Below are 25519 nucleotides of genomic sequence, written 5' to 3' on the forward strand. Positions count from 1 at the left end.
TAACCGGCCTGTGCGAGCCGGATAAAGACAAAGGCTGGAAGGCGCCTTTGTTTTACCTCCGGCCTTACAGGAAGGCGAGGCAAGTATAGCGGCACGGTCTGCCGTTCAGGGAATGCTGCAAGCGAAAGATTAGGCGGTATTATTAAAAAGGAGCGTGTACACTTATGCAAGCAAAAAAGGGCTGGATCGTTGTTTTAACTTGCATGCTGGTCGTTAGCCTTGTGGGGGCAGGCTGTTCGAAGCCGGCTCAGACGCAGAAGGATGCGGGCGCCGACAGCAAAGCAGCCGCCAGTAAGCCTACCGAGCTTGTTGTCGCACAGGCGGCCAATCCGACGACCATGGATCCGCATGACGCTCAGGATACCTTGTCGCACTCGATTATGAAATCCATGTACGAAGGACTTCTCGGCTTCGATAAAGATATGAAGGTTGTGCCGGTCCTCGCAGAGTCTTTACCGGAACTGGGCAGCGATGCCAAATCGGCAACCTTTAAATTAAGAAAAGGCGTTAAGTTTCACGACGGGGAAGAGTTCAACGCGGAAGCGGTCAAAGCCAACCTGGACCGGATTAAAAATCCGGATAACAAGCTGAAACGCGCCTCGCTGTTCCAGGTCGTGGAGAAAGTGGAAGTGATCGATCCTTACACGGTCAAATTCGTTCTGAATCAGCCGTTCGCGGCTATTACCCAAACGTTCGCCCATCCCGCCTCGATGATGATTTCTCCGAAATCGATTAAGGAGAATAACAAGGAAGTGCAGCGCAAGCCCGTAGGCACAGGCCCTTACCAATTCGTCGAATGGAAGGACGCCGATCATGTGACGATCAAGAAATTCGACGGATACTGGGATAAAGCGAACGCCGCGAAAGTGGATAAAATTGTGTTCAAGCCGGTAACCGAAGCTTCGTCCCGTACGTCCATGCTGAAAACCGGCGAAGTTCAATTCGTTTATCCGTTGTCTGCCGACCAAGTGGACAGCGTGAAGAACGACAACAATATTGTCGTGAACAAAGCGCCTTCCATACTTGAGTTCTATGTCGTGTTTAATATGACGAAGAAACCGTTCGACAATAAAAAGGTGCGTCAAGCCTTGAACTATGCGATTGATAAAAATACGCTGATCAAAGTGGTGTACAAAGGGTTTGGGACACCGGCGGAATCCATCATCGCGCCGAATGTATGGGGCTTCCAGAAACAGCAAATGTACGATTACAATCGCGAGAAAGCAAAGAGTCTTCTGAGCGAAGCCGGTTTTCCTAACGGATTTGAGACAACCTTATGGGTTGTGAATGCCAGCGAAACGGTGAAAGCCGCGGAATTTATTCAACAGCAATGGAAAGAAGTCGGGGTAAAAGTCAACATTCAGCAGATGGAGAAGGGCACCTTGCTCAACCAGTTGTACGTGAAGCCGGAAGAGAGCAAAATGCAGACGTACATGGGCAGCTGGTCTCCGTCCACAGGCGAAGCCGATTGGGGTATCCGTCCGCTGCTGACCAAGGCCCAGTTCCCGCCGGCCGGCTACAATACGGGATTTTATGTGAACGAAGAGGCGGAAAAATTAATCGAAGACGGGCTGCGCTTAACGACCGACAAAGAACGTCTTGAAGCGTACGCGAATGTGCAAAAGTTAGTTGTAGAAGAAGCTCCATGGGGTTTCCTCTACGTGACCGATATTATTTCGGGCAAAAGAAGCAACTTGAACAATGCCTTTGTCCTTCCTGACGGCTCGCTTGATTTGAAGCGTGTTGAATTCAAATAGTGCAGATGCCGAATGAGGAGGAGTGGTCATGCTTATCTATATATGCAGACGTTTGGCGGCAATGCTTCCGATCCTGCTGATCGTCTCGATCGTCATCTTTTTCTTCATTCATCTCATTCCCGGTGATCCGGCCCGCATTGTTGCGGGTCCGGACGCATCGGTGCAGGATGTGGAGAACACCCGCGCGAAGCTCGGTCTGGATCAGCCGCTTTACGTACAATTCGCTAACTTCTTTATCAACGCTTTACAAGGAAACTTCGGCGTTTCCTTCCGGACGCAAGAGCCCGTCCACACCATGATTGTCGAACGCTTCTCGGCAACGCTCGAGCTGACCATGTACAGCATGGTGTGGGCGATATGCGCTGGATTGTTGTTTGGGGTCATCGCGGCCACACACAGGGGCAAATGGCAGGATCGGTTAGCGATGATAGCGGCGATCACGGGAATCTCGATGCCTTCGTTTTGGCTGGGGATTTTGCTTGTCGAGCTTTTCGCCGTTCAGCTCGGCTGGCTGCCTTCAGGAGGAAGCGGATCGTTCCAGCATGTGATTTTGCCGGCCATCACGCTGGGCTCCGGGGTCGCAGCCGTCATTGCACGATTCACCCGCACAAGTCTGCTTGAAAGCTTGAGGGAGGATTACGTCAGGACGGCGAGGGCCAAAGGGGCGAGAGAAGCTGTGGTCGTCTGGTCGCACGCGCTGCGCAATGGACTGATTCCGGTTGTCACGATGACCGGACTTCAGTTCGGTTTTTTGCTTGGCGGTTCCGTGGTCGTCGAAGCGGTGTTCTCCTGGCCGGGGATGGGGCGGCTGTTGATCGATGCCGTCAATTTCCGCGATTACCCCGTCATCCAGGCGGAGCTGCTGCTTTTTGCCTTGGAGTTTATGCTCATTAATTTGTTCGTCGATATTCTTTATGCCACTTTGAACCCGCAAATTCGACTCGTTCGATAGGAGGGAGAGACTATGTCGAAGACTGCTGCATCTACCGGTATAACCGACACGTTAACGCAAAAGGCAGCCCCTGCGGAGTCCCCCTTTCGCCGGTTTGTCCGCAATTTCCAAAGACAGAAGATCGGGGTGGCCGCTCTTCTGATTGTACTCCTGTTGTTCGTCATCTCGCTGATCGGGCCTCAGCTCGTCAGCTACGATCCCGCAGCTCCCGACTACAACGCAGTTTTGGAAGCGCCATCCTTGAAGCATTGGGCCGGTACCGACGAATTCGGCCGGGATATATTCAGCCGGATCGTATCCGGAACGCGCATTTCCTTATCGGTGGGATTGCTGTCGGTTCTCTTCGGTGCTTCAATAGGAACATTTTTTGGTCTTACCGCCGGGTATTACGGAGGCAGATACGACTCCATGGTTATGCGCGTTTGCGACGTGCTGTTTGCTTTTCCGGGGATTCTGCTGGCCATCGCCATTATTGCGATTTTGGGACCGGGACTTGCCAATGTCGTCGTGGCCGTAGCTATTTTCACCGTTCCGATCTTTATCCGCATTGTTCGGGGCAATACGCTGTCTCTCAAAAGCATGACGTATATCGAAGCGGCGCGGGCGATTGGTGTTAAAGACAGCGCGATTATATGGAAGCATATTTTTCCGGGTACGCTGTCCGTCGTCCTGGTTTACTTGACCATGCGTATCGGCTCGGCGATTCTGATTGCGGCCTCGTTGTCCTTTCTCGGTATGGGGGCGCAGCCGCCGACCCCCGAATGGGGCGCGATGCTCAGCTCCGGACGCGGGAGTATGACATCGGCACCTCACGTTGCGATCTTCCCGGGGCTGGCTATTCTCGTCACCTGTCTGGCGTTCAATGTGCTCGGCGATTCGGTGCGGGATGCACTGGACCGAAAGATTACGGAATAAGGAGGCGGTCAGGATGGCTAAAAAGCTGCTGGAAGTGGACAATTTACAAATCCGGTTTCGTTCCCGGGATGCACAGGTTACGGCGGTCTCGGGTGTTTCGTTTTCCGTGAAGGAAGGCGAAACCGTCGGACTGGTGGGCGAGTCCGGGTGCGGGAAATCGGTGACCTCCATGTCGATTATGCGTTTGCTGCCCGGTCGACCGGCTTGCAGGATTGAAGGGAATATCCGTTTCGAAGATTCCGAAATATTAGAGCTGACCGATCGTCAGATGAGGGATCTGCGAGGGAACGAGATCTCCATCATCTTTCAAGAGCCGATGACATCGTTAAACCCGATCTTTACGATCGGCAAGCAGATCGACGAAGTGATTCTGCTGCATCGTGACGTAAGCAAACGGGAGGCGCGGGCGTTAACGGTGGAAATATTAGGGAAGGTGGGCATTCCTCGCCCTGAAGCGATTGCGAAGTCCTATCCGTACCAATTATCGGGCGGGATGCGACAGCGGGTGATGATCGCGATGGCGCTTGCCTGCCAGCCCAAGCTGTTAATTGCGGATGAGCCTACGACGGCGCTGGATGTCACGATACAAGCGCAAATACTTGATTTGATGCGACAGATGAGGGAACAAACCGGGACATCGATTTTGCTTATCACGCATGATCTTGGGGTTGTCGCGGAAATGTGCGACCGTGTGCTCGTGATGTATGCCGGCCAGGTGGTGGAGGAAGCCGATGTAGGCAGCTTATTCCAGGAGCCGAAGCATCCGTATACGATAGGCCTCCTCGAATCGATTCCGCAGCTGGATCGCAAGCTCGAACGGCTGAATTCAATTCCAGGTCAAGTGCCTGCGCTTGCGAATATGCCTGAAGGGTGCCGGTTTGCGCCAAGGTGCAAGCATGCGATGGAGCAATGCTTCACGCATAATCCGGAATTGATACGGATGAAGGATGGACACAGCTGCCGCTGCTGGCTGTATGACGGAGGAGGTGCCTGTAATGAGTCAAACTGCGTTGTTGGAAGTCAAGAACCTGAAAAAGTACTTTGAAATTCGGGGCGGGCTGCTGAATAGAGTGACGGGGTATGTTAAAGCGGTGGATGATGTGTCTTTCTCCGTGCGCAAAGGGGAAACGCTGGGTATTGTCGGGGAGTCCGGCTGCGGAAAATCGACAACGGGGCGTTTGATTCTCAAGCTGCTGGAGGCGACGGAGGGCCAAATTTATTATAACAACACCGAGATTACGGGATTGAGCGGAGAACGTATGAGAAAGCTGCGAAGAGATATCCAAATGGTCTTTCAGGACCCGTACGCTTCGCTGAATCCGCGGATGACGGTAGGCGATCTGATCAGCGAGCCGCTTCTCGTTCATCATTTGATCCATGCCAGGGAAAAGGAGCAGAAAGTAGCGGAGATTCTGGAATTGGTCGGGCTGAACGCCTCCCATGCAAGCCGCTATCCCCATGAGTTCAGCGGTGGGCAAAGGCAGCGCATCTGCATTGCCCGCGCCCTCAGTTTAAAGCCCGAGCTGATCGTAGCCGACGAGCCGGTATCCGCGCTCGACGTTTCCGTGCAGTCCCAGGTTTTGAACCTGATGCAGGATTTGCAGAAAGCCCTTCATCTGACCTATATATTTATTTCCCACGATCTCTCGGTCGTTCGCCATCTCAGCGATCGGGTAGGGGTGATGTACTTGGGACGCATGGTCGAGCTCGGCAAAACGGACGATTTGTTTAAAAATCCGCGCCACCCGTACACGCAGGCTTTGCTGTCCGCGGTTCCGTCAGCGAATCCGCAAAGGAAGCGGGAAAGGATCATTTTGCAGGGAGACGTGCCTTCCCCGGCGAATCCGCCGAAAGGATGCGTGTTTGCCCCCCGCTGCCCGAAGGTCATGGACGTGTGCAGAACCGAAAGGCCGGGCATGCTCCCGCTAGGGCACGAGCATCAGGCCGCCTGCCACTTGTACCCGTAAGCCCATGCTTCATTCAACGGACTAAACCGGCCTCTCGTCTCGTGACTTGAGACATGAGGCCGGTTCACGGATCATTAACTTGCCTTGATAGGCTCTCTGACGATCTTCACGTCGTAGAACGAGATCTGATTGGAAATAATATATTCCGGCATGCCTCCACGATGGGAATGGGCTTCCTGGAACGCTTCGCTTCGCGTCCAGGCCTGAAAATCCTCCTTCTGATTCCAACGTGTGCTTACTGTGACCTCATCGTATTCGGGCGTATTCTCGGTCAGCAGCACCTCCAGACCCAGAAAGCCATCCATGTATTCCACTTTGCCTACCTTATCGAACCGTTCGATTAACTTATGCGCGTTTCCTTTGGTGATTTGCGATTTGTTCGTCACGATGACCATGTGTACCGCTCCTTTTTATTGTTTTCGAATGGGGATAATAATCGGATATTCATCTTCGAATTTGACCTTTGCTTCGATTTGATAAACATCCTTCAAAAATTCCGGACTGAGTACGTCCTTAGGCTTACCTGTTGTCTGGATCCGGCCATTCTTCATGGCGATCAAATAATGGCAGTAATGGACCGCCTGCTGAAGATCGTGCAGCACCATGACGATGGTGAGCTTATGCTCCTGATGAATCTTCCGCAGCATTTCCATGACATCCAACTGATGCGCAATATCGAGAAACGTGGTGGGTTCATCTAGCAGAACGATGTTCGTTTTTTGCGCTAAAGCCATGGCAATGCGCGCTTTTTGCTGTTCACCTCCCGATAAAGTATGGAACATCCGCTGCTCGTATCTCCGGGTGCCGGTAACATCCATCGCCCAATCTACAATATGTTCATCGTTGGATGTCATCCGGTCGAAGATCCGCTTGTACGGGGAGCGGCCGTAGGAGACCAGCTCCCGGACGGTCAAATCGGGCAGCGAATGCCTGGATTGAGTCAGCATGGACAACGTTCTGGCATATTGGATCGTTGTGAATTCCGCAGCCTTCCTGTTGTCTACATACAGTTCTCCTTGATCGGCATGAAGCAGCCGGGTAATCACTTTCAGCAGCGTGGATTTGCCCGATCCGTTCGGACCGACGATCGCCGTCATTTGCTCTCGCTGAAACGAAACCGTAATGTCACGCAGCTGAAAAGCGCCGGATTGATAGTGAAGATACTCGGTTTGGATAGCTGTCATCATGCGATTCTCCGTTTCTTCAGCAAGTATAGAAAGAACGGTGCGCCTAAGGCGGCCAGCAGAATGCCGACGGGAAGCTCGATCGGATCAAACCACGAGCGGGCGATCGTATCGGCAAGCACGACAAGACTCGCTCCCCCGATGACGGAAAGCGGAAGCAAGTAACGGTAGTCGTCCCCGACAAGAATACGGATCGCGTGCGGAACGACTAATCCGACAAAGCCGATTAACCCCCCGACGCTGACGGCCGTACCGGCCAATAAGGACGACAATAAAATAATAAAAAGCCGCTGCGTCTCAACCCGTTGGCCCAGCAATTGAGCCGAATCGTCTCCTAATAGCATGAGATTGGACGGTTTTATCGCAAATACGCATGCGGCAAGGCCAGCAATAGCGTAAGGGGCCATGAAGGAAAGATGGTGCCAGCTTTTTCCGCTGAGCCCGCCGGCAAGCCAAGGCAAGACGGCCTGCACGCGATCGCTGAAGACGACCATGAATCCGTTGGTTCCGGCGCCTAGCAGAGCATTGATGGCGACTCCCGCCAAAACGATTTTAAGCGGGGACGCCCCCTTATCCCAAGCCAGCAGGTAGATGACGATGGATGTTGCCAGAGAACCGAGAAATGCCACCGCCGGTAGCAGATAGCTGTATTGCGGAAAAACGATCATCGAAATAATGGCCGCGAGACCCCCGCCGGCTGACACTCCGATAACGCCCGGATCGGCCAACGGGTTTTTCATCACGCCTTGAAGCAGAGCGCCGGAAGCGGCTAGACAGGCGCCGACCAACAATCCGATCAGAACCCTGGGGAATCTTAGGTTATAGATGATTTTTTCGTGCAAAGGTTGGCTGTCGGTTGTGAAGACCGCCCAAATTTCCTGGAGCGATATCGGGACTGATCCGTAGGACAGGCCATAAAAAGTAGCCAGAAGCAGCAGAAGAGGGGCCAGTATGACGAGCCCTTTTCTTCGCATGTTGCGCCGATCTGCCTTCATGACCGTCACTTCGCGGATTGAAGCAGCTTTTGCAGCAAATCGAGCGCTTCAATGACTCTCGTGCCGGGATTTGTGCCGAACAGATCGGACGGCAGCACTTCGATGCGGTTTTGCTTCACGGCGTCCAAGCTGGTCCAAGCCGCGTTCTGCTGCATTTCTTTCACGAATCCTTCCTTCACGGTCTCCGGGTTTCCGTGGCTCATCAGCAGGATGAGCTGCGGATCGGACTGTATGATTTTTTCCGTGTTTAATTGGGCGTATTGCGGATAGTTCTCCAGCTTCGGGTAGTCGGCGGCAATGTTTTCTCCTCCCGCCATGACGAGCATGTCGCCGCTCAACGAATTGTTCAAGGCGGCCATATACGTCCCCGGAGCTCCATACACGAGGAGAACTCTCGGTTTTTCGGCAGCGCGATTATGCTGGAGCTCTGTCAGCTTCTTATCGATGCTCCCAATCAGCTCCCGGGCTTTATCGTCCTTTTGCAGCAATTGGCCGATCAGCGCTATTTGTTTTTTGATGTCCTCGACCGAATTGGCCGAAGTGAGCACCATCTTCGCTCCGATACTTTCAATACTCGGAATATCCTTCGTGTTCATCGGATGATTGCCAAGGACAAGATCGGGGCTGACTAATGCGATTTTTTCCAAATCGATGCCGTGCGTCGTCCCGATTTGTTGGACCTTCTCGGCTTCCTTTACTGCAAGAGGCGCCGAAGTGGTCGGTCTGCCGACCAGCTGGCCGCCAAGCGCGTATACAATATCCATCTCTCCGCTGCTTAGCGCGACAATTTGTTGGGGGACAGCCTGAAAGCTTACCGTACGGCCTGCAAAATCCTGGACGGATACGGCAGCAGATTTGGGAGCGGTTTCGGAGGCCGCGTTTGCCCCCGTTACAGGCCGGGCGGAATCGGGGGTTGCGGTTTGCCCGCAGCCTATAATTACCGAGAGAGAAAGTGCCATAAAGGCAACCCATTTAAATTTCATGAAAGGCCTCCTGTCTGACGATGTAGGGGGAATACACAGTATAATAAAAAGATAATTGAAAATGATTATCATTGTCAACTATTATTTAGAAAATTTTATCCAATTAAAAACTTATTCTGGCAATTATCAGACCCGACCGTGCTGAATTTGCCTGTAATTTTTAAAGTTTATACAGGAAATAGATGGCCATAAAGTGATTGACAAAATGAAAGCGGCTAATATAAGATCATCTCGTAGGCGGGACACAGTTGGTAAATTTTTGTTTATCGGAGGGAAGCCGGAACAATATGGCTTATTTAGCGGCGTTTTAGTTGGAAGATAAACAAGGGTTATTTTTTTTTAGCTTTTTTATTGAGAATGATAATCATTATCCGATTTTTATCTGGAATTGCAAAGCATGACGTGAGACATTCCCATACTTCATTGTGAACAAGGAGAGTAATGACTTTGAACAGGCTACTCAAGAAAAATATTTCAATTCTGCTCATGCTGTTCGTGCTGCTGGCTGCTCTGCAAATTCCGGTAGCCGGAGCAGAAGCAGGTCCTGAAGCGAAATTAAACACCAACACCGTTGCTCAAACCGTGTACTTGGGGAATTCCTTTAGAGCGACGATTAACATCAGCGGTGTGACAGACACCGTCTATCAGCAAGTATACGAGCATGAAGCTACGGTAACTTTTGATCCCGGTCAATTGGAATTAACACAGGTCTTGGCTCCGTACAATACCTTCAATGAGCCTGTGCTGACGGAGCTGTCACCGGGCAAGATTAAAGTTTACACCAGCCTTAAAGAAGGCAAGGCCGGTCTCGCTTTTAATCAGGGCGCGAGAAATTTCGCTGTGTTTCTGTTTAAGCCTAAAACACTTACGCAGGCCGCTTCTGTTTCAGTGAGCGATATCTCCATTACAAACGGACAAGGAAACAAGCTGGAGCTGAACGATGCCTCGACTACGGTAAGCGTATTGCCCGCCGGCGATAAAGAACCGCTAAAGGCATTAGTAACCGTCGCTCAGAATGTGCATGATTCGGCTGTTGAAGGGACTTTGGACGGGCAGTATCCGTATGGTTCGAAAAATACGCTGAAGACGGCGATTAATAAAGCCAAGAGCTTAGCCAACAGCACCGAGGAGCAATCTCAGGATAAGCTGGATCAGGAGGCCGCCTCCCTGCAAGCAGCGCTGGCGGCGTTTGAAGCATCGGTCATTGTAAGCAATCCGGGATCCGGCTCGCTGCAGGACGGGGAGTATACGCTCGGGTTTACGATTTACAAGAAGGGCACGAATGAACCTTCGGTCATGTATGATTATGTCGATCGAAACAGCGGGAAGCTGCAGGTGCAGAACGGGAAAAGGTATGTTTCGTTCACCCTGAAGCAAAGTGCCGAGACGCTCTCGTTCAAGACGGAGAAGAACGGGGCTTTGGTTGAAACGACCACGTTAAGCAGCGATGCGGCAACCAACACAAGAGTCGTCCAATTCGAAGTGGACGATTTGTCGGCAAGACTGAACGGCTGGGTTAAGGTGTATTGGGTGCTTCCTGCGCCAATAGGCATTTACGACCACGAGTATGAAATTGAACTGGGATTCGGCGCCGTTTCCTCCGAATACCCTCTTCAGTTTACGGCGCTGCACTCGACGAAAGATCAGCCTTCTTCCATGGATAACTATTTGCTTAAACCGGGCAAATTGATTGTACAGCAAGATAAGAAGAAAGTGTCTTTTACCGTGAAAGACAGCACGACCGTTACGAGCCTGAAAGTAGAGAAGAACGGAACTTTCGTTGAAACGCAGGTTGTAAGCACGGACCCGGCGGCAAATACTAGAACGGTTGAATTCGAAGTCACCGACTTGACCGCGTTGCTTAACGCTCAGGTGCACATCTCGACTACGATGCCGAACGGCACTCCGTACGAGATGGACCATACCATCCGCCTGAAGTTTAATATCGGCAGCAAAACGGCGCTGAATGCTTTAATTGCCGACGCTCAAGCGAAATATCATGCAGCCGTGGAGGGAAGCTACAAAGGCCAGTATCCGGCCGGCTCCAAGAGCGAACTGCTGACCGTCATCCAAGCGGCTAAGAAGTCGGCGGAAAATCCGGCGTTGAGCCAAGAGCAGGTGGATAACACGGCGGCGGCTCTGCAGCAGGCATTGGCGAAGTTCCAGGCAGCCGTTCATGCAAGCAATCCTTTACCGGCAAATCCGAACGATTTGGCCGACGGCGAATACATGATTCCATTCTCGGCGCTGCATGCCACCAAGGAACAGTTATCCAGCATGGAAAATTACTTCCTCAAGCCGGGCAAATTAACGGTGCAGCAGGGGAAAAAGAAAGTGTCTTTCACCGTAAAAGAAAGCTCTGTCATCCCGCAATTTCAAGTGGAGCAAAACGGTGTATTGACCGATACGACCATTGTAAGCACCAATGCGGCGAATGACACAAGGGTCGTACAGTTCGAAATAGCCGATTTAACGGCCGAATTGAAAGCGGCAGTTCAAATCAGCACAACGTATAACGGCGCGCCTTATAACATGACGCACAGCATTCGCTTGAAATTCGATGCGGGCAGCGTGCTGACTCAGCCTGTTGAAGGGGCAGAATATACGTTTAACATTGTCGTAACCTCCGGCGATCAATCGGGAACGCCGGCGAATACGTACCTTGAGGATTCCGGCAAGTTGAAGGTGCAGAACGGCAAGAAAGTGGTGTCGTTCAAGACGAAATCCGGCGTACAGATCAGGAAATTACAGAAGGTGCTCGCGAGTGGCGGAACCGAAGATATTTTGCCGAAAACGGTGGCTAAACAACCGGGCGCGGTGAAGGTGTTGGCAGCCGTAAATGGCTCCCAGGAGGTTCAATTCGAGCTCGAGGATTTGACTGCTGCCTATATCGTCAACCTTGAAGTCCAGCAGGGAGAAGGAACGGAAACGCGCTCGTTCCAAATCGCCTTCAGCCAAGTGACGCCTGTCGCCACGAATCCGGGAACTGGAACAAACCCGGGGACAGGTCCGGGTGGCGGCGGAGTCTCAAATCCGCCGGCTACGTCGAACATTCACGGGCTCGCAGACGGTACTTACAGCATCAATTATAGAATAGTGAAGTTCGAAAAACCCGAGCAAACGTCGGTCATGCAGGATTACGTTGTCACGCCCGGAACGTTAACCGTGACGAACGGTGTGATGTACGCCGCCTTTACGTTAAAGCAAAGCAAGCAGATTACCGATTTCAAAGTCGAGCAAGACGGCAGCCTGTCTGACTCGACCGTAGTGAGCACGGATGAAAAAGCAAACACGAGGGTCGTTCAATTCAAGGTAGCCGACCTGACGGCCAAGACCAAAGCATGGGTTAGCATTGATTGGCCTGAATTTAATTATGATCATAATTATGACGTTTACATTACCTTCGACAAATCGAGCCTGAAGGCTGCTGCCGCCGGCGCAGGTGCAACTCAACTGGAGGCTAAACCGCTGGCAGAAGCGCTGACAAACGGCGAATACGCGTTGGATTTCGTCATGAACGTGCGCGGGAAGGACCAGAAATCGGTAGTTGACGAGTATGTGCTGCATCCGGCCAAGTTGACGGTGAAAGACGGGAAAAGCTATGCAGCCTTCACCTTGAAACGCAGCAAAGAAATGCCCGGGTTCAAGATCGAGAAGGACGATGCTCTGGTGGACGCGGAGGTTATCGGGACGAATGAGCAAGAAAATACAAGAACGGTCCAATTGGAAATCAAGGACGCAAAAACGAAGGTCAACGCGCAAATCCAAATGGCCATCCCGAATCAATATAACGGCGATTACCATGTAGAAATCTTGTTTGATGCGAACAGCATTAAGCCGTACGTCCGGGCACAGAATGGCAATGCCCCGAAAGACGGCGATGCTTCGGCCTCGAAGCCCGGGCAGGCAAGCCTGAACGATCTGGAGAACCATTGGGCGAAAGCTTTGATTGAACGGGCCGTCGGTCTCGGCATCGTGAACGGCTATGAGGACGGCTCCTTCCGTCCGGACGGTCAAGTGAGCCGCGCCGAGTTTACGGTCATGATCAATCGGGCGCTCAAATGGGAAGAAGCTGCGAAAGTTCCGGAACTGCCCTTTGCCGATCTCGACAGCATTCCGGAATGGGTCAGACCAAGCTTGGCGCAAGTGGCGGGCGCGAATGTGATCAGCGGCTATGAAGACGGAACCTTCCGGGCGGACCGGTCGATCAGACGTGCCGAGCTGGCGGTCATGATCGTCCGGGCGTTGGGACTTCCGTTAGATCCGAATACGCAGCTGACCTTTGAGGATACCGATCAAATTCCGCAATGGGCGCAAGCGCACGTGGCTGCGGCGTTCCAGCTTGGGATGATCAGCGGAAGAAACCCTAACCTCTTTGCACCGAATGAGAGCGCAACCCGCGCGGAAGCGGTCACCCTCATTCTGGCCATGCTGAACCATGTCAAGTAATATCCCACTGTACAACCGATAATCGCATGATGACGGAGATGCCGGATGACCGGTATCTCCGTGATTGAAAAACTCCCTCCGCCTGTTAGCTGAGGGAGCCTTTATTATCCCATTCGTTCGATTAACCGCTTCGCTTTGTCGGTGACCCAGCTGTAATTGCCGCTGTGAATTTCCTTCAGGTTGACGAGCGAGCCGCCAATCCCAAAGCCGTAACATCCGGCATCGAGGAACTGCCTGATATTTTCCTCGTTGACTCCCCCGACAGCTACCATCGGGATGTGGCTCAGCGGTCCCTGGAGCTCTTTCAAATAGCCGATCCCAAGGCTCGCGCCGGGGAATATTTTAACGGCCGTCGCTCCCGCTTTCCATGCTTTCACGATCTCCGACGGTGTCATGGCCCCCGGAAATACCGGCACACCTTGCTCCACGCCATACCTGATGACGTCCTCGTCCGTATTCGGCGTAACCAGATACGCAGCTCCGGCGGCAATCGCCTTCTTGGCGTCGTCCAGATCGATGACCGTTCCTGCACCGATATACATGCGCTCTCCTACACGATCCTGCAGTCGGGGGATGATGTCCAGTGCGCCAGGCGTATTCAAAGTCACTTCCATGGCCTTAATGCCGCCGTCGTACAGGGCGTCAGCCAAACGGTCCATATGCGTTTCCTCAACACCCCGGATAATGGCGATAATACGTGTTTGCTCAATCAAGGCAAGCCCTTGTTCTCGATTCATCTCATACACCTCGTCTTAGGATATAGCTGTATTATGCCATGTTTTTTTTGTATTGCAAACCAGGATTGCATGAGTGAGACCGTGCGTACCGCGCCGGAAGCCGGAAATCAAAATCTATTAAATATTTAATTGACAGCATTTTAAACATATAGTACTATCAAAAAAGTAATCGACAAAATTCGTGAACGTGGTTCTATAATGTAGAACGTTTACATGATTAAAGTTTGGCACACTCCCATTCGACTTTCTAATATTCAGAACTATGTTCTATAATATAGAACAAATGGAATAACGAAGCAGGGGGCGGGGCAAAACTGAACTGCCGCGGTATTGTCGGAACAGAGTTCTATAATGTAGAACTACGGCTTGATATCAAATCTCTTGACATGTGTCTTCAATGAAATCGCTTTCAATATTATTGTTCATTTTGGAAAATATCAAAATGAAACATCCACGATGAACATCATTTAAATATTTTAGGGGGCGTTGGAATGAAAATCAGTAACCGTTTGAAAGTTGCAGTTGGAATGACGCTTGTCGCTTCTTTATTCGTTTCAGGGTGCGGAAATGGAAACGCTTCAGGCCAGAACGAAGGAAACGGGGAGTCAGCCAAGCCGGCCGCCGCGAAAGCGATTACAATCAAAGTGGCCAATTATTTCGCTCCTGACCATCCGCAGAACGTTGCGCTTCGGGAGAAATTCAAGCCGCTGGTTGAGAAAAATTCAGGCGGATCGCTCAAGGTAGAAATTTACGAGAATAACAAGCTGGGGGCAGAGAAAGAGTTTTATGACGGCATCCGCAACGGCTCCATCGAGATGGGGATTCCCGGCTTGATCATGCAAACAGAGATTGAGAAGCTTCAAGTAGGCGAGCTGCCATTCTTAATCGAAAGCTTCGCGCACGCTCAAAAGGTATTCCAAGGACCGATCGGCAAAGAACTGACGGTCGACCTTGAACAAAAGCACGGCGTTAAGGCTTTGGCCTGGAGTGCAAATGGCTTCAGAATGTTCTCCAGCAATCGTCCTATTAACCAGATGAGCGATTTCAAAGGTCTGCGCATGAGAATGCCGAACGCTCAAGTCTTCCTCGATCTTGGCAAATCACTCGGGATGAACGTAACGCCGCTGCCGCTTTCCGAAGTGTTCACGGCCTTGGAGCAGAAGGTTGTGGATGGACAGGACAATCCGCTTGCCAGCTTACGCGCTTCAGGGTATTACGAGGTTCAAACCGATGTGCTGGAATCCCAGCATATTTTCAGCCCGAACATGTACATCATCAGCAACAAGTTTTTCCAAAAGCTGACACCTGAACAGCAGAAGGTGGTTCAGGAAGCGGCTACGGCCTCTGCGGAGCATGAGTGGAAGCTGATGGAGGAAAGCTATGAAACGGATAAAAAATTCCTCCAAGAGCATAAAATCAAATTCACGACTCCGGATGACAAATTCCGCGATGAAATGAAAAAATCGGTTCAACCGATGTATGAGCAGTTCTATAAAAAGTATCCATGGGGCAAGGAAATCATCGAGAAAATTCAAGCCGAAGCTAAAGGTTTATAAAACCCGGGGCTTTTATGCCCCTTTTACCAGGTTAAGGAGGGTTTGAAGTCAGCATGTTTATTCGTTTGATTAATGGATTGACCGCCGCTTTTCTCGCTATTATGTCAATTTTGGTCTTTGGGAACGTCGTTTTACGTTATGCCTTTAACTCGGGGATTACATGGTCCGAGGAAATGGCCCGCTTCTTGTTCATTTGGCTCATATTGATCGGTGCGATCAGCACATTGAAAGACAATCAGCATCTGGGTGTCGATATGTTGGTTAAGCGGTTATCCAAAACGGGGAAAAAGATCGTTTACGTTGTGAGCAACGGAATCATCTTGTACATCTTATGGATCGTTTTCTTTGGAAGCTGGGACATGACGATGTTGAATATGGATAACAAATCTCCGGCAACGGGGGTTCCGCAATCGCTCATCTATGGAACAGGGCTCGTGATGAGTTTTTGTATGGCTTTAATTATTTTAGGCAAGTTGTACCAGCTCTTTTTTGGCAAGGCGGATATCGATGAGTTGACTCAGGTACTGGATTCCGAAGAGCTGATTGGTGAAGCTGATGGCCATTCGGATCAAGGAGGTGCCGTGAAGTGACTATTGTTATTTTCTTAGGAGTTCTTTTAGGCGCTATGGCATTGGGTATGCCTATCGCGTTCGCGCTTCTCGCCAGCGGCGTGGCGCTAATGTTCCATCTGGATATGTTTAACAACCAAATTGTGGCGCAAAACTTGGTTAACGGCGCAGATAACTTTCCGTTAATGGCCGTTCCGTTCTTTATCCTGGCTGGCGAATTGATGAATGCCGGCGGCATATCCAAGCGGATTATTAATTTCGCTATGGCTTTGTTTGGACACGTTAAAGGTGGACTCGGGTATGTCGCGATCTTGGCGAGCGTCATATTTGCCGGGTTGTCCGGTTCCGCTGTCGCCGATGCTGCAGCGCTTGGCGCGATTTTGATCCCGATGATGGTGGCCGCAGGGTACGACCGCGCTCAATCCGGCGGCTTGATTGCTGCCAGCAGTATCATCGCGCCGATCCTTCCGCCGAGTATTCCGATGATTATCTTCGGCGTAACTGCAGGAGTATCGATTACGAAGCTGTTTATGGCGGGAATTATTCCCGGTTTATTGATTGCCGTTGTATTGACCATTTCCTGGTGGTCCATTACCCGTAAAGGGAATTTCAAAGTTCAGCCGAAGAAATCGTTTAAAGAAATTATGCAAGCTTTCCTGGCGGCCTCTTGGGCGCTCTTCCTGCCGGTGCTCATTATCGGCGGTCTTCGCGGCGGAATATTCACACCGACGGAAGCTGCGGTTGTGTCTGCTGTCTATTCTTTGATCGTAGGACTCTTTATATACAGAGAAATAAACTTGAAAAAAGTATACCACTTGCTGGTGGCCGCTTCCAAAACGACAAGTGTCGTCATGTTCCTTGCCGCCGCAGCGATGGTCTCTGCATGGTTAATTACGGTAGCGAACATCCCGGCCGAGCTCGCCGACGTGCTTGGGCCGTTGATTGAAAACAAAGTGCTGTTGATCCTTGCTATTAACTTGCTTGTGCTGCTTGTCGGAACGGCGATGGACTTGACGCCGACGATCCTGATTTTAACGCCGGTGCTCATGCCGATTATTGAGATGGCGGGTATCGACCCGATCTTCTTCGGATTGATCTTTATTCTGAATAACTGTGTCGGTCTATTGACGCCGCCTGTAGGAACGGTGTTGAACGTTGTAGCCGGTGTCGGCAAGCTGAGCATGGAGCAAATCATGAAGGGCGTCTGGCCTTTCCTGGTAGTGGAAACGCTGCTCTTGCTGATCTTGTCGTTGTTCCCGGATCTTGTGCTCATCCCGCTTGGCTGGTTCACCTAAAAAGCTTCAGGGTGCGACATAAACAATATTTTTTCAGGAGGAAACAGACAGAATGCGTAAGTTTAAAGTAGTCGTAACGGATTGGGAGTATGCAGATTTGCGGTTTGAAGAAAAAGTATTTCAAGCCTATGAAGAGATTGAACTCGTTCCGGCTCAGTGCAGAACGGAAGAGGATCTGATTCGGGTTTGCCAGGATGCCGATGCGTTGATCAATCAATATGCTCCGATTACGCGCAGAGTCATTGAATCCCTTCAAAATTGCAAGGTCATTACACGCTATGGCGTCGGTGTGAATACCGTTGATTTGGACGCTGCGACGGAAAAGGGCATTTGTGTAGCCAATGTTCCGGATTATTGTATGGATGAAGTATCGGATCATGCGCTCGCTTTGCTGTTAAGCTGGGCGAGAAAAATAACAGCGGCGGATCATCATGTGAAAAACGGCGTATGGGATTTCAAATTAACGCAGCCGATTTACCGCCTGCGTGAAAGAACGATCGGGTTGGTCGGATTCGGCCGAATTCCGCAAGCGCTGGCCGAGAAGGTCAAGCCTCTCCATCTTCGGGTTATCGCCTATGACCCGTTCTTCCCGGCCGATGTCGCCAAACAGAAAGGGGTGGAGCTGGTATCGCTGGATGCTCTTTGCGAGCAATCGGACTTTATCTCGGTTCACGCTCCATTAACTGCGGATACGAAAGGACTTCTCGGGGAAAAGCAGTTTGCGCTTATGAAGAAAGACGCGGTCGTGATCAATACCTCCCGCGGTCCGGTTATTGACGAGCAGGCATTAATTGCCGCGCTGGAGAAAGGGCAAATTGCAGGAGCCGCTTTGGATGTCGTCGAAGAGGAGCCGATCGCTTCCGATAACCCGCTTCTCCGGATGGAGCAAGTGATTCTGACACCGCACGTGGCCTGGTATTCCGAAGAATCGGCGGCCGAATTACGGGCGAAAGCGGCGATGGGCGTAGCGGACGTCCTGGTGTTCGGCGAATATCCGAAATATTTGGTGAATCATAAGGTGAAGGAACAAGGTAAGCTGGAGGCCAGCCAACCTGAAGCGAGATATGCAAAGCTAGTCTAGGTATTCATATAACTAATAAATAAAGGCGGGGTTATCAATGAAACAATGGATTAAACGCAGTATGATCGCTCTAACAATTCCAAGCTTGCTGCTGGCTACCGCTTGCGGCGCATCAGGACAAGACGGCCAGGCCGCCGGCAAGCAGCCGGAAGGAAAAGTGCGCATACTCAAGTCGGGTATCGGATTCAACGAAGATCATTCTCAGGCGCAAGGTCTTATTAAATTTGCGGAAATCGTCGAGAAAAACAGCGGCGGCAGAATCAAAGTACAAAACTACTTCTCGTCCCAGCTTGGTGACGATATGAAAATGATGGAAGCCTTAAAAGCGGGAACGCAAGAGCTTACAATGCCTTCCACGTCGCCGATCAGCAACATGGTGAAAGAGTTCGGGATTTTCGATTTCCCATTCGTTTTCAACAACGAGCAGGAAGCCTATGCCGTACTGGATTCTCCATTCGGACAAAAGCTGTTGGATAAGCTGCCTCAGCACGGACTCATCGGACTCGGTTACTGGGAGAACGGCTACCGGAACTTGACGAACAGCAAGCGGCCTGTTGCAACGGTAGAAGACTTCAAGGGGTTAAAGATCCGCACGCTGCAAAATAAAGTGCATTTGGAAGTGTTTGGCGCATTAGGCGCGAATCCGGTGCCGATGCCGTTCTCCGAGGTGTTTACCGGTCTGGAGAGCAGGACGGTTGACGGGCAGGAAAATCCGATTGCAGCCATTGAATCCAGCAAATTTTACGAAGTACAAAAATACTTAAGCTTGACGAATCACGTGTATACGCCGTTTGTTTTCTTAATGAGTAAGAAGATTTGGGATCAGCTGACGCCTGAAGACCAAAAAATGTTGAAGGATGCCGCAGCTGAAGCGGGTAAATACCAAAGAGCGCTCAACATTGAACAAAACAAAAAGTCGTTAGAATCGCTTAAAGCGAAAGGTATGCAAGTGAATGACATTTCTCCTGCGGAAAAAGAGAAAATTCAACAAATCGTGAAGCCGGTCGTTGATAAATTTGCCAAGGAATTCGGCGAGGACGTTGTGAAGGAAATGTACGATGGCGTTCAAAAGGCCCGCAACAAATGAGCATCATTGAAGAGCTTCTAAGCGACATCCCGCTTCCCAAAATGGTGAAAGTTAAACAGCATTTTCACGCACCCGAGCTGCCGGACGTTCCGGCAGCAGTTCGGGAAGCATTGGCATCGAGGGACGTGTTGTCAAGAATCAGCTCCGGGGACCGGGTAGCCATCGCCGTCGGCAGTCGGGGCGTCGCAGATCTTCCGATTCTTACGCGGGAAGTGGTGTCAGCCGTTAAATCGGTTGGAGGAAACCCGTTTATCGTACCGGCGATGGGGAGTCATGGCGGCGCTACGGCCGAGGGACAGACCGAAGTGCTGGAAGAGCTTGGCGTAACGGAGTCTTATGTTGGGGCCCCGATCGTTTCCAGCATGGAGGTTGTCGAATTGGGGAAGCTGGACAACGGACTTCCCGTTTATATTGACAAGCATGCGTACGAGGCCGACAAAATTATTGTCATCAACCGGATCAAACCGCATACCGCTTTTCGGGGACCTGTAGAAAGCGGCCTGATGAAGATGATCACGATCGGGCTGGGCAAACAAAAGGGTGCCGAAGCGGCTCATGCCTACAGTTTTAAATATATGGCCAAGCATGTGCAGGAAATGGCCCAGATGGTCATCGAGAAGACGCCGCTTATTTTCGGACTGGGATCGATAGAGAATGCTTATGATCGTCCCGCGCGGATTGTCGCTGTACCGGCTGAAGCGCTGTGGGAGGAAGAGCCGAAATTGCTGCTTGAAGCCAAATCGCTCATGCCCAGAATCATGTTTAACCCCCTGGATGTTCTCATTGTCGACGAAATCGGGAAGGACATTTCCGGTGACGGCATGGATCCGAATATTACGGGGCGTTACGCTACTCCCTATGCCAGCGGCGGTCTGGAAGCGACAAGAATCGTAGTTCTCGGCCTGACGGAGAGAACGCATGGCAACGCGAACGGATTGGGGATGGCGGACATGACCACCCGCAAGGCGTTTGATTCTATCGTGTGGGAAAAAGGCTATGCCAATGCGCTGACAAGCACGGTGGTAGCCCCCGTTAAAGTGCCGATGATCTTCGATACGGAGAGTCTTGCCGTCAAGGCCGCGATTAAAACCTGCAATACTTTTGACATGACGAAAGCCCGTGTGGTCCGGATTCACAACACGCTTGAGCTGAAGGAAATTTGGATTTCCGAAAGTTTGCTGGAAGAGGCCAGAGGGCAAGAAGCGATTGAGATCGCAGGAGAACCGGAAGGTCTTTTCTAACCGCATCGTTCTTGTTCTTTGAGAGTCCCTATATGGCATTTATCATTGGCAATTTGTTATCGTGTACGCTAGGATTTTTTATTTCAACTATGCTAATATTTAATTGACACGAAAATCCTAATGAGGGAAAAAATTCATGCCTATTATTCAGTCGATAGAACGCGCTCTGCGCATCCTGGATTTATTTGATGAGAACGAAACGGAATTGAAAATTACAGAAATCAGCGAACGAATGGGGCTTAGCAAAAGCACGGTGCATTCCCTGTTAAAGACGCTTCAGCTGTATCGTTATATCGAGCAAAATCCTGAGAATGGCAAATACAGGCTCGGGATGAAGCTGTTTGAACGAGGTAATTTTGTCATCAGTCGTTTAGACATTCGGACGGTGGCCAAACGTTTTTTGGTTCATTTATCCGAACGGACAGGCCAAACGACGCATTTGGTTATCCTGGACGGCAAAGAAGGGGTATACATTGACAAGGTAGAGGGAGAACAGGCGATGATTCTCTCCTCCCGGATCGGCCGCCGCATCCCGCTGCACGCCACTTCCGTAGGCAAAGTGTTCCTGGCTTTCAAGTCTAAGGAAGAGCTGGCCAAGCTGTTGGACGGCTATGACTTCTACGAGAAAACGGTGAATACGATCACAACGAAGGAACGGTTAATGGCGGAGTTGGATGAAATTCGCCGTCAAGGCTATGCGGTGGATAATCAGGAATATGAGCCGGGTGTGCGCAGCGCAGGAGTCCCCATCTATAATTATGCGGGCGAGGTCGCTGCCGCGATTAGCATCACGACTACGATCGCTCGTGTGGATGACAAGGCTTTCGAACAACTGATTCCCCTGCTGGTTCAGGTAGGCCAGGAAATATCGGAACGAATGGGGTATGGCATCTTAAACTAATGGACATGCGGGGGGACTCCTAAAGAGCTCCCCTTTGTTTATCCAATAACAGCTTAACCCCATGTATGGAAAGGAGAATCCTATTGAGCTGGTTTCATCATCTTAAAATTTCTTTGAAATTTATGGTTTGTTTTGCGCTTGTGTTGATCATTTTACTGGCTACGGGTGTATTGGGACTGACGAATAGCCATAAAATCAACAATAATCTTGTGGATATTTATGAAAACAAGCTGATCACGATTAAGGATTTGGGGGAAATTTCCAGTTCTTTTCATAGAATCAATACGCATCTTGGCAACTATTTGCTAACTGCCAATTTGGACGAACGCATAAAGTCAAAAGAAAAGATGATGGAAAACCAGAAGCATATCGATCTTTTACTGGAAAATATGGCTTTGCGGCCTTTGCCCGAGGAATACGTCAAGGAGCTTGAACTGTTCAAAGGCTTATGGGTCAATTACTCCGAGAAGGGCAACAAAGTGACCGAATTGGCGGATCAAAACCAGAAGGCCAGTGCTCAGCTTATTTACGAGAAGGAAATGCTGAATAAGGTCGAAGGCATCGATCAAACGTTTCACAACTTTATCGAGCTGAATAAAGAGGAAGCGGAGCAGTCTTATTTAAGCTCCTCTGCCATGTATAAGAAAGTTACGGCTATTTCCATCGGATTTATCGCAGGCTCCTTTCTTATTTCCATCGCGCTGGGCTATATCATTACGTCTTCTATGGTGAATCCGATCAAGGAACTTCTTCGCAAGTTCCAGCTGATGGGATCCGGCGATCTGTCAGCGCCTATTTCCATTCAACGCAAGGATGAGCTCGGCCAATTGGCACTAGCCTCCGAACAGATGAGACAGAGCATAGCTTCTATTATTAATCAGGCCCAAAACTCGGTCTCAACCTTATCCGGCGTGTCGGACAAGATCAAACAATCGGCGATTCTGACCGGGAATTCTTCCCAGTTTATTCTTCAAGGGCTGCAGCATTCTACCGAACGGTTCAAGCACCAATCCGAGATGGTTTCGGGCGACGCAGCCATTGTGAAAGAAATGTCCATGGGCTTGCAGCAAATGGCTGGCGACGTCGACCAGATGAACCGCCGTGCACTCGATATGGAAACGGTGTCCGCCCAAGGGGATGTCGCCGTTCGCGACGCGATCGATAAGATGAACGGACTTCAACAGCAAGTAATGCAATCGACCGAGTCCGTTCGGAATTTGGCTCAGCTGTCGAAGGATATCAACCAGGTGATCACGACGATCATGGAGATTGCGGAAGAAACCAATCTGCTCGCTCTCAACGCGTCGATTGAAGCGGCTCGGGCGGGTGAAGCGGGTCTCGGCTTTGCTGTGGTTGCCAGTGAAGTGAGGAAGCTTGCCGAGAACAGCAGGAGCGCGGCCGATCGTGTGCGAATGGACATCGGCAAAATGCAGGCAGGCACGTTGACTGTCGTGAATTCCATCCAAATTTGGGCGGCTGAGATTTTGGACGGCCAGGAGAAGGTGGAGAACGTTAGTCTGGCTTTCCAAAACATTCGCGATTGGGTGTATAAAATGAACAGCTCCATTCAAGAGGTGTCGGCCAACATCGAAGAATTGGCTGCCGGGAGCTATCAAATCGATCAATCGATGCGAAGAATCGAAAATTTCTCGGTGGAGGTATCCGATTCGACGGAAAGCTATGCGAACACATCGGGGGAACAGGTGAAATCGATGAACGAAGTGATTGTTTCCATCGAGTCGATATTGGCCATATCCGAGGAATTGAATAAGGCAACAAGCCGCTTTACCGTCTCTCCCCAAGGATGAAGGAAATTCGCCGGAGCGGAGTCTAGGACGACATTTTAATTTGGAGGTTTAGTGATGGCGACAATGAAAGCAGGACTCTTTCTCGGCGCAAAAAACGTTCAGGTAGGCGAATTGGAAAAACCGTCACCCAAGCAAGGGGAAGCGTTGATCCAAGTAGCTTATGCCGGAATATGCGGAACCGATATGATGATTTATGCCGGCAGACATCCAAGAGCAAAGGCCCCGTTAGCGATGGGACATGAATTTTGCGGTGAAATCGTCGAAATTGCGGGCGACAGCGCTTTTGTTCCGGGTGAGCGGGTCGTGATCGAGCCGACGCTTAGCTGCGGGACTTGCGAAGCTTGCTTGGCAGGCCAAACCCATGTATGCAAAACGCTGCGGCTTATCGGCATTGACGGCCACGGCGGGTTTGCCGAATATGTTGTCGTTCCATTAAACAGACTGCACCGCATTCCGGAAAGCTTGTCGGATGCGCATGCCGCGTTGACGGAGCCACTGGCTGTAGCTGTTCATTCGGTGCGCCGTTCCAACATGAAAGTTGGCGACCGGGTTGTTATTTTGGGAGGCGGCCCTATTGGTCTGATGATCGGCATGGTGGCGAAGCTGGCGGGCGCCCGCGAAATTATCGTGTCGGACATTAGTCCTTATCGGCTGTCCAAGGCGAAGGAGCTTGGATTTGTAGCGTTGGATGCCAAGACCGCGAATGTTGGGGAAGAAATCCGGACGATTACCCAAGGAGTAGGGGCGGACATCGTATTTGAAGTTGCCGGAACACCCGCTACCGTGAGCCTGATGGTGGAAGCCGTCAGAATTCAAGGTCAGGTCGTCGTGGTCAGCTTGTTCAAGCAGCCTCCGGCTGTAGATTTGGCCAGCATGCACTTTAAAGAAATTTCCTTGACGACAACTCGATGCTACAGCACGGGGGATTTTGAAACGGCGATTCAATTCATGGCGAAAGGAATGCTTGATATCTCGCCGATGATTTCACATGAGCTTAAGCTGGATCAAGTTGCACAGGGATTCGAGTACATGGAAAATCCGGATCAATCGTTGAAAGTATTAATTCAACCTTAAGTTGGATGAAAGAGATCTAAACAGGTATGGCCGGGCCCTATTCGCGGGGCTCTTTTTTTTATACAAGCCCATTAATTACCGGAGTGGAAGCAAAAAAATGCGCTTTTTCCACAATTGTCCAAACAATACGTACATTAGCCGTCTCAACTCCTCGTTACTGCCATAATATAAAGCATATTAGACTATGACCAGTTGAGGTGTCCGAATGACAAATGAATTCAATCCGCGGGACCCTGTCGCGAAGCCGAAATTGTCCGTCGTCATTCCAGCCAGGAACGAGTCGACAACGATTGCCTATGTCATAGAGGAGGCCAGGAGCGTTCATCCTGAATCGGAGGTCATCGTTGTTGTCAACGGAGCAACGGACAGAACGGCGGAAATTGCCGCACAGATGGGGGCTAAGGTGATCCGCTATTCGGCGGCGCTTGGACACGATGTCGGGCGAAGCTTGGGAGCCAAGGAGGCCAGGGGCGATATTATCCTATTCCTGGATGGCGATATCGTGATTTCTACCGATCTGCTCACTCCGTTTGTCCAAGCGGTAGAGAATGGGGCTGACGTCGCTTTAAACAAATACCAAGGCCGTGTGAATACGAAAAATGTGCATACTGTCGTTTTATCGAAGCGGGTGTTAAACGCTTTGCTTTCGTCATCCGAACTGGGCGCTTCGTCCATGACAACGATCCCGCACGCCATTAGCCGAAAAGCGCTGCGTGTCATTGGCTGCGACAATTTAGCCATCCCTCCCAAAGCTCAAGCGATAGCCCTGACAAGCGGACTTCATGTCGCGCAGGCATGCTTTGTAGATGTCGGGAAGGTCAATCCTAAACGAAGGAAATCCCCTGATCCACTCTCGCAGCTCATTGTGGGGGATCATCTTGAAGCCATTCATTGGCTGTTTAGTCAAAGCGATTCTCGTGCTAACCGTTCGGATCTTGGAAGGCAGCGGGAAAGGGTGAGAGATTAGC

At 50.8% G+C, this 25519-nt stretch carries 21 protein-coding genes; 16 read left to right on the top strand and 5 right to left on the bottom strand.

Translation table 11 applies throughout. The features are described 5' to 3' along the window. Positions 1-164: 164 nt before the first annotated feature. From JMF85_RS09930 to JMF85_RS09950, 5 genes are read left to right on the top strand one after another with little or no spacing between them, the layout of a single operon-like run. Complete coding sequence (locus JMF85_RS09930; RefSeq protein WP_201318129.1) at positions 165-1757, top strand: glutathione ABC transporter substrate-binding protein; 1593 nt, start codon at positions 165-167, stop codon at positions 1755-1757. A gap of 28 nt (positions 1758-1785) precedes the next feature. Continuing rightward, positions 1786-2709, top strand: coding sequence for a nickel ABC transporter permease (nikB, locus tag JMF85_RS09935; RefSeq protein WP_155614596.1), 924 nt, complete (start codon positions 1786-1788; stop codon positions 2707-2709). A gap of 12 nt (positions 2710-2721) precedes the next feature. Beyond that, positions 2722-3624 carry an ABC transporter permease subunit gene (locus tag JMF85_RS09940; protein WP_127604816.1) on the top strand — a complete coding sequence of 301 codons (903 nt, stop codon included), beginning with the start codon at positions 2722-2724 and terminating at the stop codon, positions 3622-3624. Positions 3625-3637: 13 nt separating this feature from the next. Beyond that, a complete protein-coding gene (locus JMF85_RS09945; RefSeq protein WP_201318130.1) occupies positions 3638-4669 on the top strand; it encodes an ABC transporter ATP-binding protein in 1032 nt (343 codons plus the stop codon). Continuing rightward, positions 4620-5591: an ABC transporter ATP-binding protein gene (locus JMF85_RS09950; RefSeq protein WP_127604812.1), complete on the top strand. Its 972-nt coding sequence runs from the start codon at positions 4620-4622 to the stop codon at positions 5589-5591. The genes JMF85_RS09945 and JMF85_RS09950 overlap by 50 nt, the downstream gene beginning before the upstream one ends. A 74-nt stretch (positions 5592-5665) precedes the next feature. Here the strand turns inward: JMF85_RS09950 and isdG are convergent, their stop codons facing one another. From isdG to JMF85_RS09965, 4 genes are read right to left on the bottom strand one after another with little or no spacing between them, the layout of a single operon-like run. After that, on the bottom strand, positions 5666-5986 hold the full coding sequence (gene isdG / locus JMF85_RS28015; RefSeq protein ID WP_236595805.1) for a heme oxygenase: 321 nt from the start codon (positions 5984-5986) through the stop codon (positions 5666-5668). 15 nt (positions 5987-6001) lie between these two features. Further along, on the bottom strand, positions 6002-6775 hold the full coding sequence (locus JMF85_RS09955) for an ABC transporter ATP-binding protein (protein ID WP_236595810.1): 774 nt from the start codon (positions 6773-6775) through the stop codon (positions 6002-6004). Further along, the gene (locus JMF85_RS09960) at positions 6775-7770 is read right to left on the bottom strand and encodes a FecCD family ABC transporter permease (protein ID WP_155614594.1); all 996 of its coding nucleotides are present in this window, start codon (positions 7768-7770) and stop codon (positions 6775-6777) included. Before JMF85_RS09960 ends, JMF85_RS09955 begins: the two co-directional genes overlap by 1 nt. Positions 7771-7775: 5 nt before the next feature. Next, complete coding sequence (locus tag JMF85_RS09965) at positions 7776-8753, bottom strand: ABC transporter substrate-binding protein (RefSeq protein ID WP_127604808.1); 978 nt, start codon at positions 8751-8753, stop codon at positions 7776-7778. Positions 8754-9200: 447 nt separating this feature from the next. On the opposite strand from JMF85_RS09965, the gene JMF85_RS09970 reads away from it, so the two are divergent. Further along, entirely contained in the window at positions 9201-13202 is a 4002-nt protein-coding gene (locus tag JMF85_RS09970; RefSeq protein WP_201318131.1) for an NEAT domain-containing protein, read from the top strand. Positions 13203-13306: 104 nt separating this feature from the next. On the opposite strand, the gene JMF85_RS09975 is transcribed toward JMF85_RS09970, so the two are convergent. Next, on the bottom strand, positions 13307-13939 hold the full coding sequence (locus tag JMF85_RS09975; RefSeq protein WP_127604804.1) for a bifunctional 4-hydroxy-2-oxoglutarate aldolase/2-dehydro-3-deoxy-phosphogluconate aldolase: 633 nt from the start codon (positions 13937-13939) through the stop codon (positions 13307-13309). Between the two features lie 491 nt (positions 13940-14430). Here JMF85_RS09975 and JMF85_RS09980 point away from each other — a divergent pair, with 491 nt between their 5' ends. From JMF85_RS09980 to JMF85_RS10025, 10 genes are all read left to right on the top strand, one after another. Beyond that, complete coding sequence (locus JMF85_RS09980; RefSeq protein WP_236595806.1) at positions 14431-15495, top strand: TRAP transporter substrate-binding protein; 1065 nt, start codon at positions 14431-14433, stop codon at positions 15493-15495. 53 nt (positions 15496-15548) lie between these two features. Then, a complete protein-coding gene (locus JMF85_RS09985) occupies positions 15549-16085 on the top strand; it encodes a TRAP transporter small permease (protein WP_127604802.1) in 537 nt (178 codons plus the stop codon). Next, on the top strand, positions 16082-17359 hold the full coding sequence (locus JMF85_RS09990) for a TRAP transporter large permease (RefSeq protein WP_127604800.1): 1278 nt from the start codon (positions 16082-16084) through the stop codon (positions 17357-17359). Before JMF85_RS09985 ends, JMF85_RS09990 begins: the two co-directional genes overlap by 4 nt. A 52-nt stretch (positions 17360-17411) precedes the next feature. Next, complete coding sequence (locus JMF85_RS09995) at positions 17412-18440, top strand: C-terminal binding protein (RefSeq protein WP_141335618.1); 1029 nt, start codon at positions 17412-17414, stop codon at positions 18438-18440. Between the two features lie 37 nt (positions 18441-18477). Further along, positions 18478-19527: a TRAP transporter substrate-binding protein gene (locus tag JMF85_RS10000; RefSeq protein WP_127604798.1), complete on the top strand. Its 1050-nt coding sequence runs from the start codon at positions 18478-18480 to the stop codon at positions 19525-19527. Further along, positions 19524-20768, top strand: a complete 1245-nt coding sequence (locus JMF85_RS10005) for a nickel pincer cofactor-dependent isomerase, group 22 (RefSeq protein WP_141335619.1) — start codon at positions 19524-19526, stop codon at positions 20766-20768. Before JMF85_RS10000 ends, JMF85_RS10005 begins: the two co-directional genes overlap by 4 nt. Positions 20769-20904: 136 nt before the next feature. Then, a complete protein-coding gene (locus JMF85_RS10010; RefSeq protein ID WP_127604794.1) occupies positions 20905-21669 on the top strand; it encodes an IclR family transcriptional regulator in 765 nt (254 codons plus the stop codon). Positions 21670-21752: 83 nt separating this feature from the next. Then, complete coding sequence (locus tag JMF85_RS10015; RefSeq protein WP_164751707.1) at positions 21753-23477, top strand: methyl-accepting chemotaxis protein; 1725 nt, start codon at positions 21753-21755, stop codon at positions 23475-23477. 54 nt (positions 23478-23531) lie between these two features. Then, positions 23532-24551, top strand: coding sequence for a zinc-dependent alcohol dehydrogenase (locus tag JMF85_RS10020; protein ID WP_236595807.1), 1020 nt, complete (start codon positions 23532-23534; stop codon positions 24549-24551). Between the two features lie 205 nt (positions 24552-24756). After that, complete coding sequence (locus JMF85_RS10025) at positions 24757-25518, top strand: glycosyltransferase family 2 protein (RefSeq protein ID WP_201318132.1); 762 nt, start codon at positions 24757-24759, stop codon at positions 25516-25518. The last annotated feature ends 1 nt before the right edge of the window (position 25519 follow it).

Source organism: Paenibacillus sp. EPM92 (genome assembly GCF_016586185.1).
GTDB lineage: Bacteria > Bacillota > Bacilli > Paenibacillales > NBRC-103111 > Paenibacillus_G > Paenibacillus_G validus.

Coding starts and splice junctions, on each gene's coding strand:
- JMF85_RS09930 (WP_201318129.1), top strand. CDS start 165: ATGCAAGCAAAAAAGGGCTGGATCGTTGTTTTAACTTGCATGCTGGTC.
- nikB (WP_155614596.1), top strand. CDS start 1,786: ATGCTTATCTATATATGCAGACGTTTGGCGGCAATGCTTCCGATCCTG.
- JMF85_RS09940 (WP_127604816.1), top strand. CDS start 2,722: ATGTCGAAGACTGCTGCATCTACCGGTATAACCGACACGTTAACGCAA.
- JMF85_RS09945 (WP_201318130.1), top strand. CDS start 3,638: ATGGCTAAAAAGCTGCTGGAAGTGGACAATTTACAAATCCGGTTTCGT.
- JMF85_RS09950 (WP_127604812.1), top strand. CDS start 4,620: ATGAGTCAAACTGCGTTGTTGGAAGTCAAGAACCTGAAAAAGTACTTT.
- isdG (WP_236595805.1), bottom strand. CDS start 5,986: ATGGTCATCGTGACGAACAAATCGCAAATCACCAAAGGAAACGCGCAT.
- JMF85_RS09955 (WP_236595810.1), bottom strand. CDS start 6,775: ATGACAGCTATCCAAACCGAGTATCTTCACTATCAATCCGGCGCTTTT.
- JMF85_RS09960 (WP_155614594.1), bottom strand. CDS start 7,770: ATGAAGGCAGATCGGCGCAACATGCGAAGAAAAGGGCTCGTCATACTG.
- JMF85_RS09965 (WP_127604808.1), bottom strand. CDS start 8,753: ATGAAATTTAAATGGGTTGCCTTTATGGCACTTTCTCTCTCGGTAATT.
- JMF85_RS09975 (WP_127604804.1), bottom strand. CDS start 13,939: ATGAATCGAGAACAAGGGCTTGCCTTGATTGAGCAAACACGTATTATC.
- JMF85_RS09980 (WP_236595806.1), top strand. CDS start 14,431: ATGAAAATCAGTAACCGTTTGAAAGTTGCAGTTGGAATGACGCTTGTC.
- JMF85_RS09985 (WP_127604802.1), top strand. CDS start 15,549: ATGTTTATTCGTTTGATTAATGGATTGACCGCCGCTTTTCTCGCTATT.
- JMF85_RS09995 (WP_141335618.1), top strand. CDS start 17,412: ATGCGTAAGTTTAAAGTAGTCGTAACGGATTGGGAGTATGCAGATTTG.
- JMF85_RS10000 (WP_127604798.1), top strand. CDS start 18,478: ATGAAACAATGGATTAAACGCAGTATGATCGCTCTAACAATTCCAAGC.
- JMF85_RS10005 (WP_141335619.1), top strand. CDS start 19,524: ATGAGCATCATTGAAGAGCTTCTAAGCGACATCCCGCTTCCCAAAATG.
- JMF85_RS10010 (WP_127604794.1), top strand. CDS start 20,905: ATGCCTATTATTCAGTCGATAGAACGCGCTCTGCGCATCCTGGATTTA.
- JMF85_RS10020 (WP_236595807.1), top strand. CDS start 23,532: ATGGCGACAATGAAAGCAGGACTCTTTCTCGGCGCAAAAAACGTTCAG.
- JMF85_RS10025 (WP_201318132.1), top strand. CDS start 24,757: ATGACAAATGAATTCAATCCGCGGGACCCTGTCGCGAAGCCGAAATTG.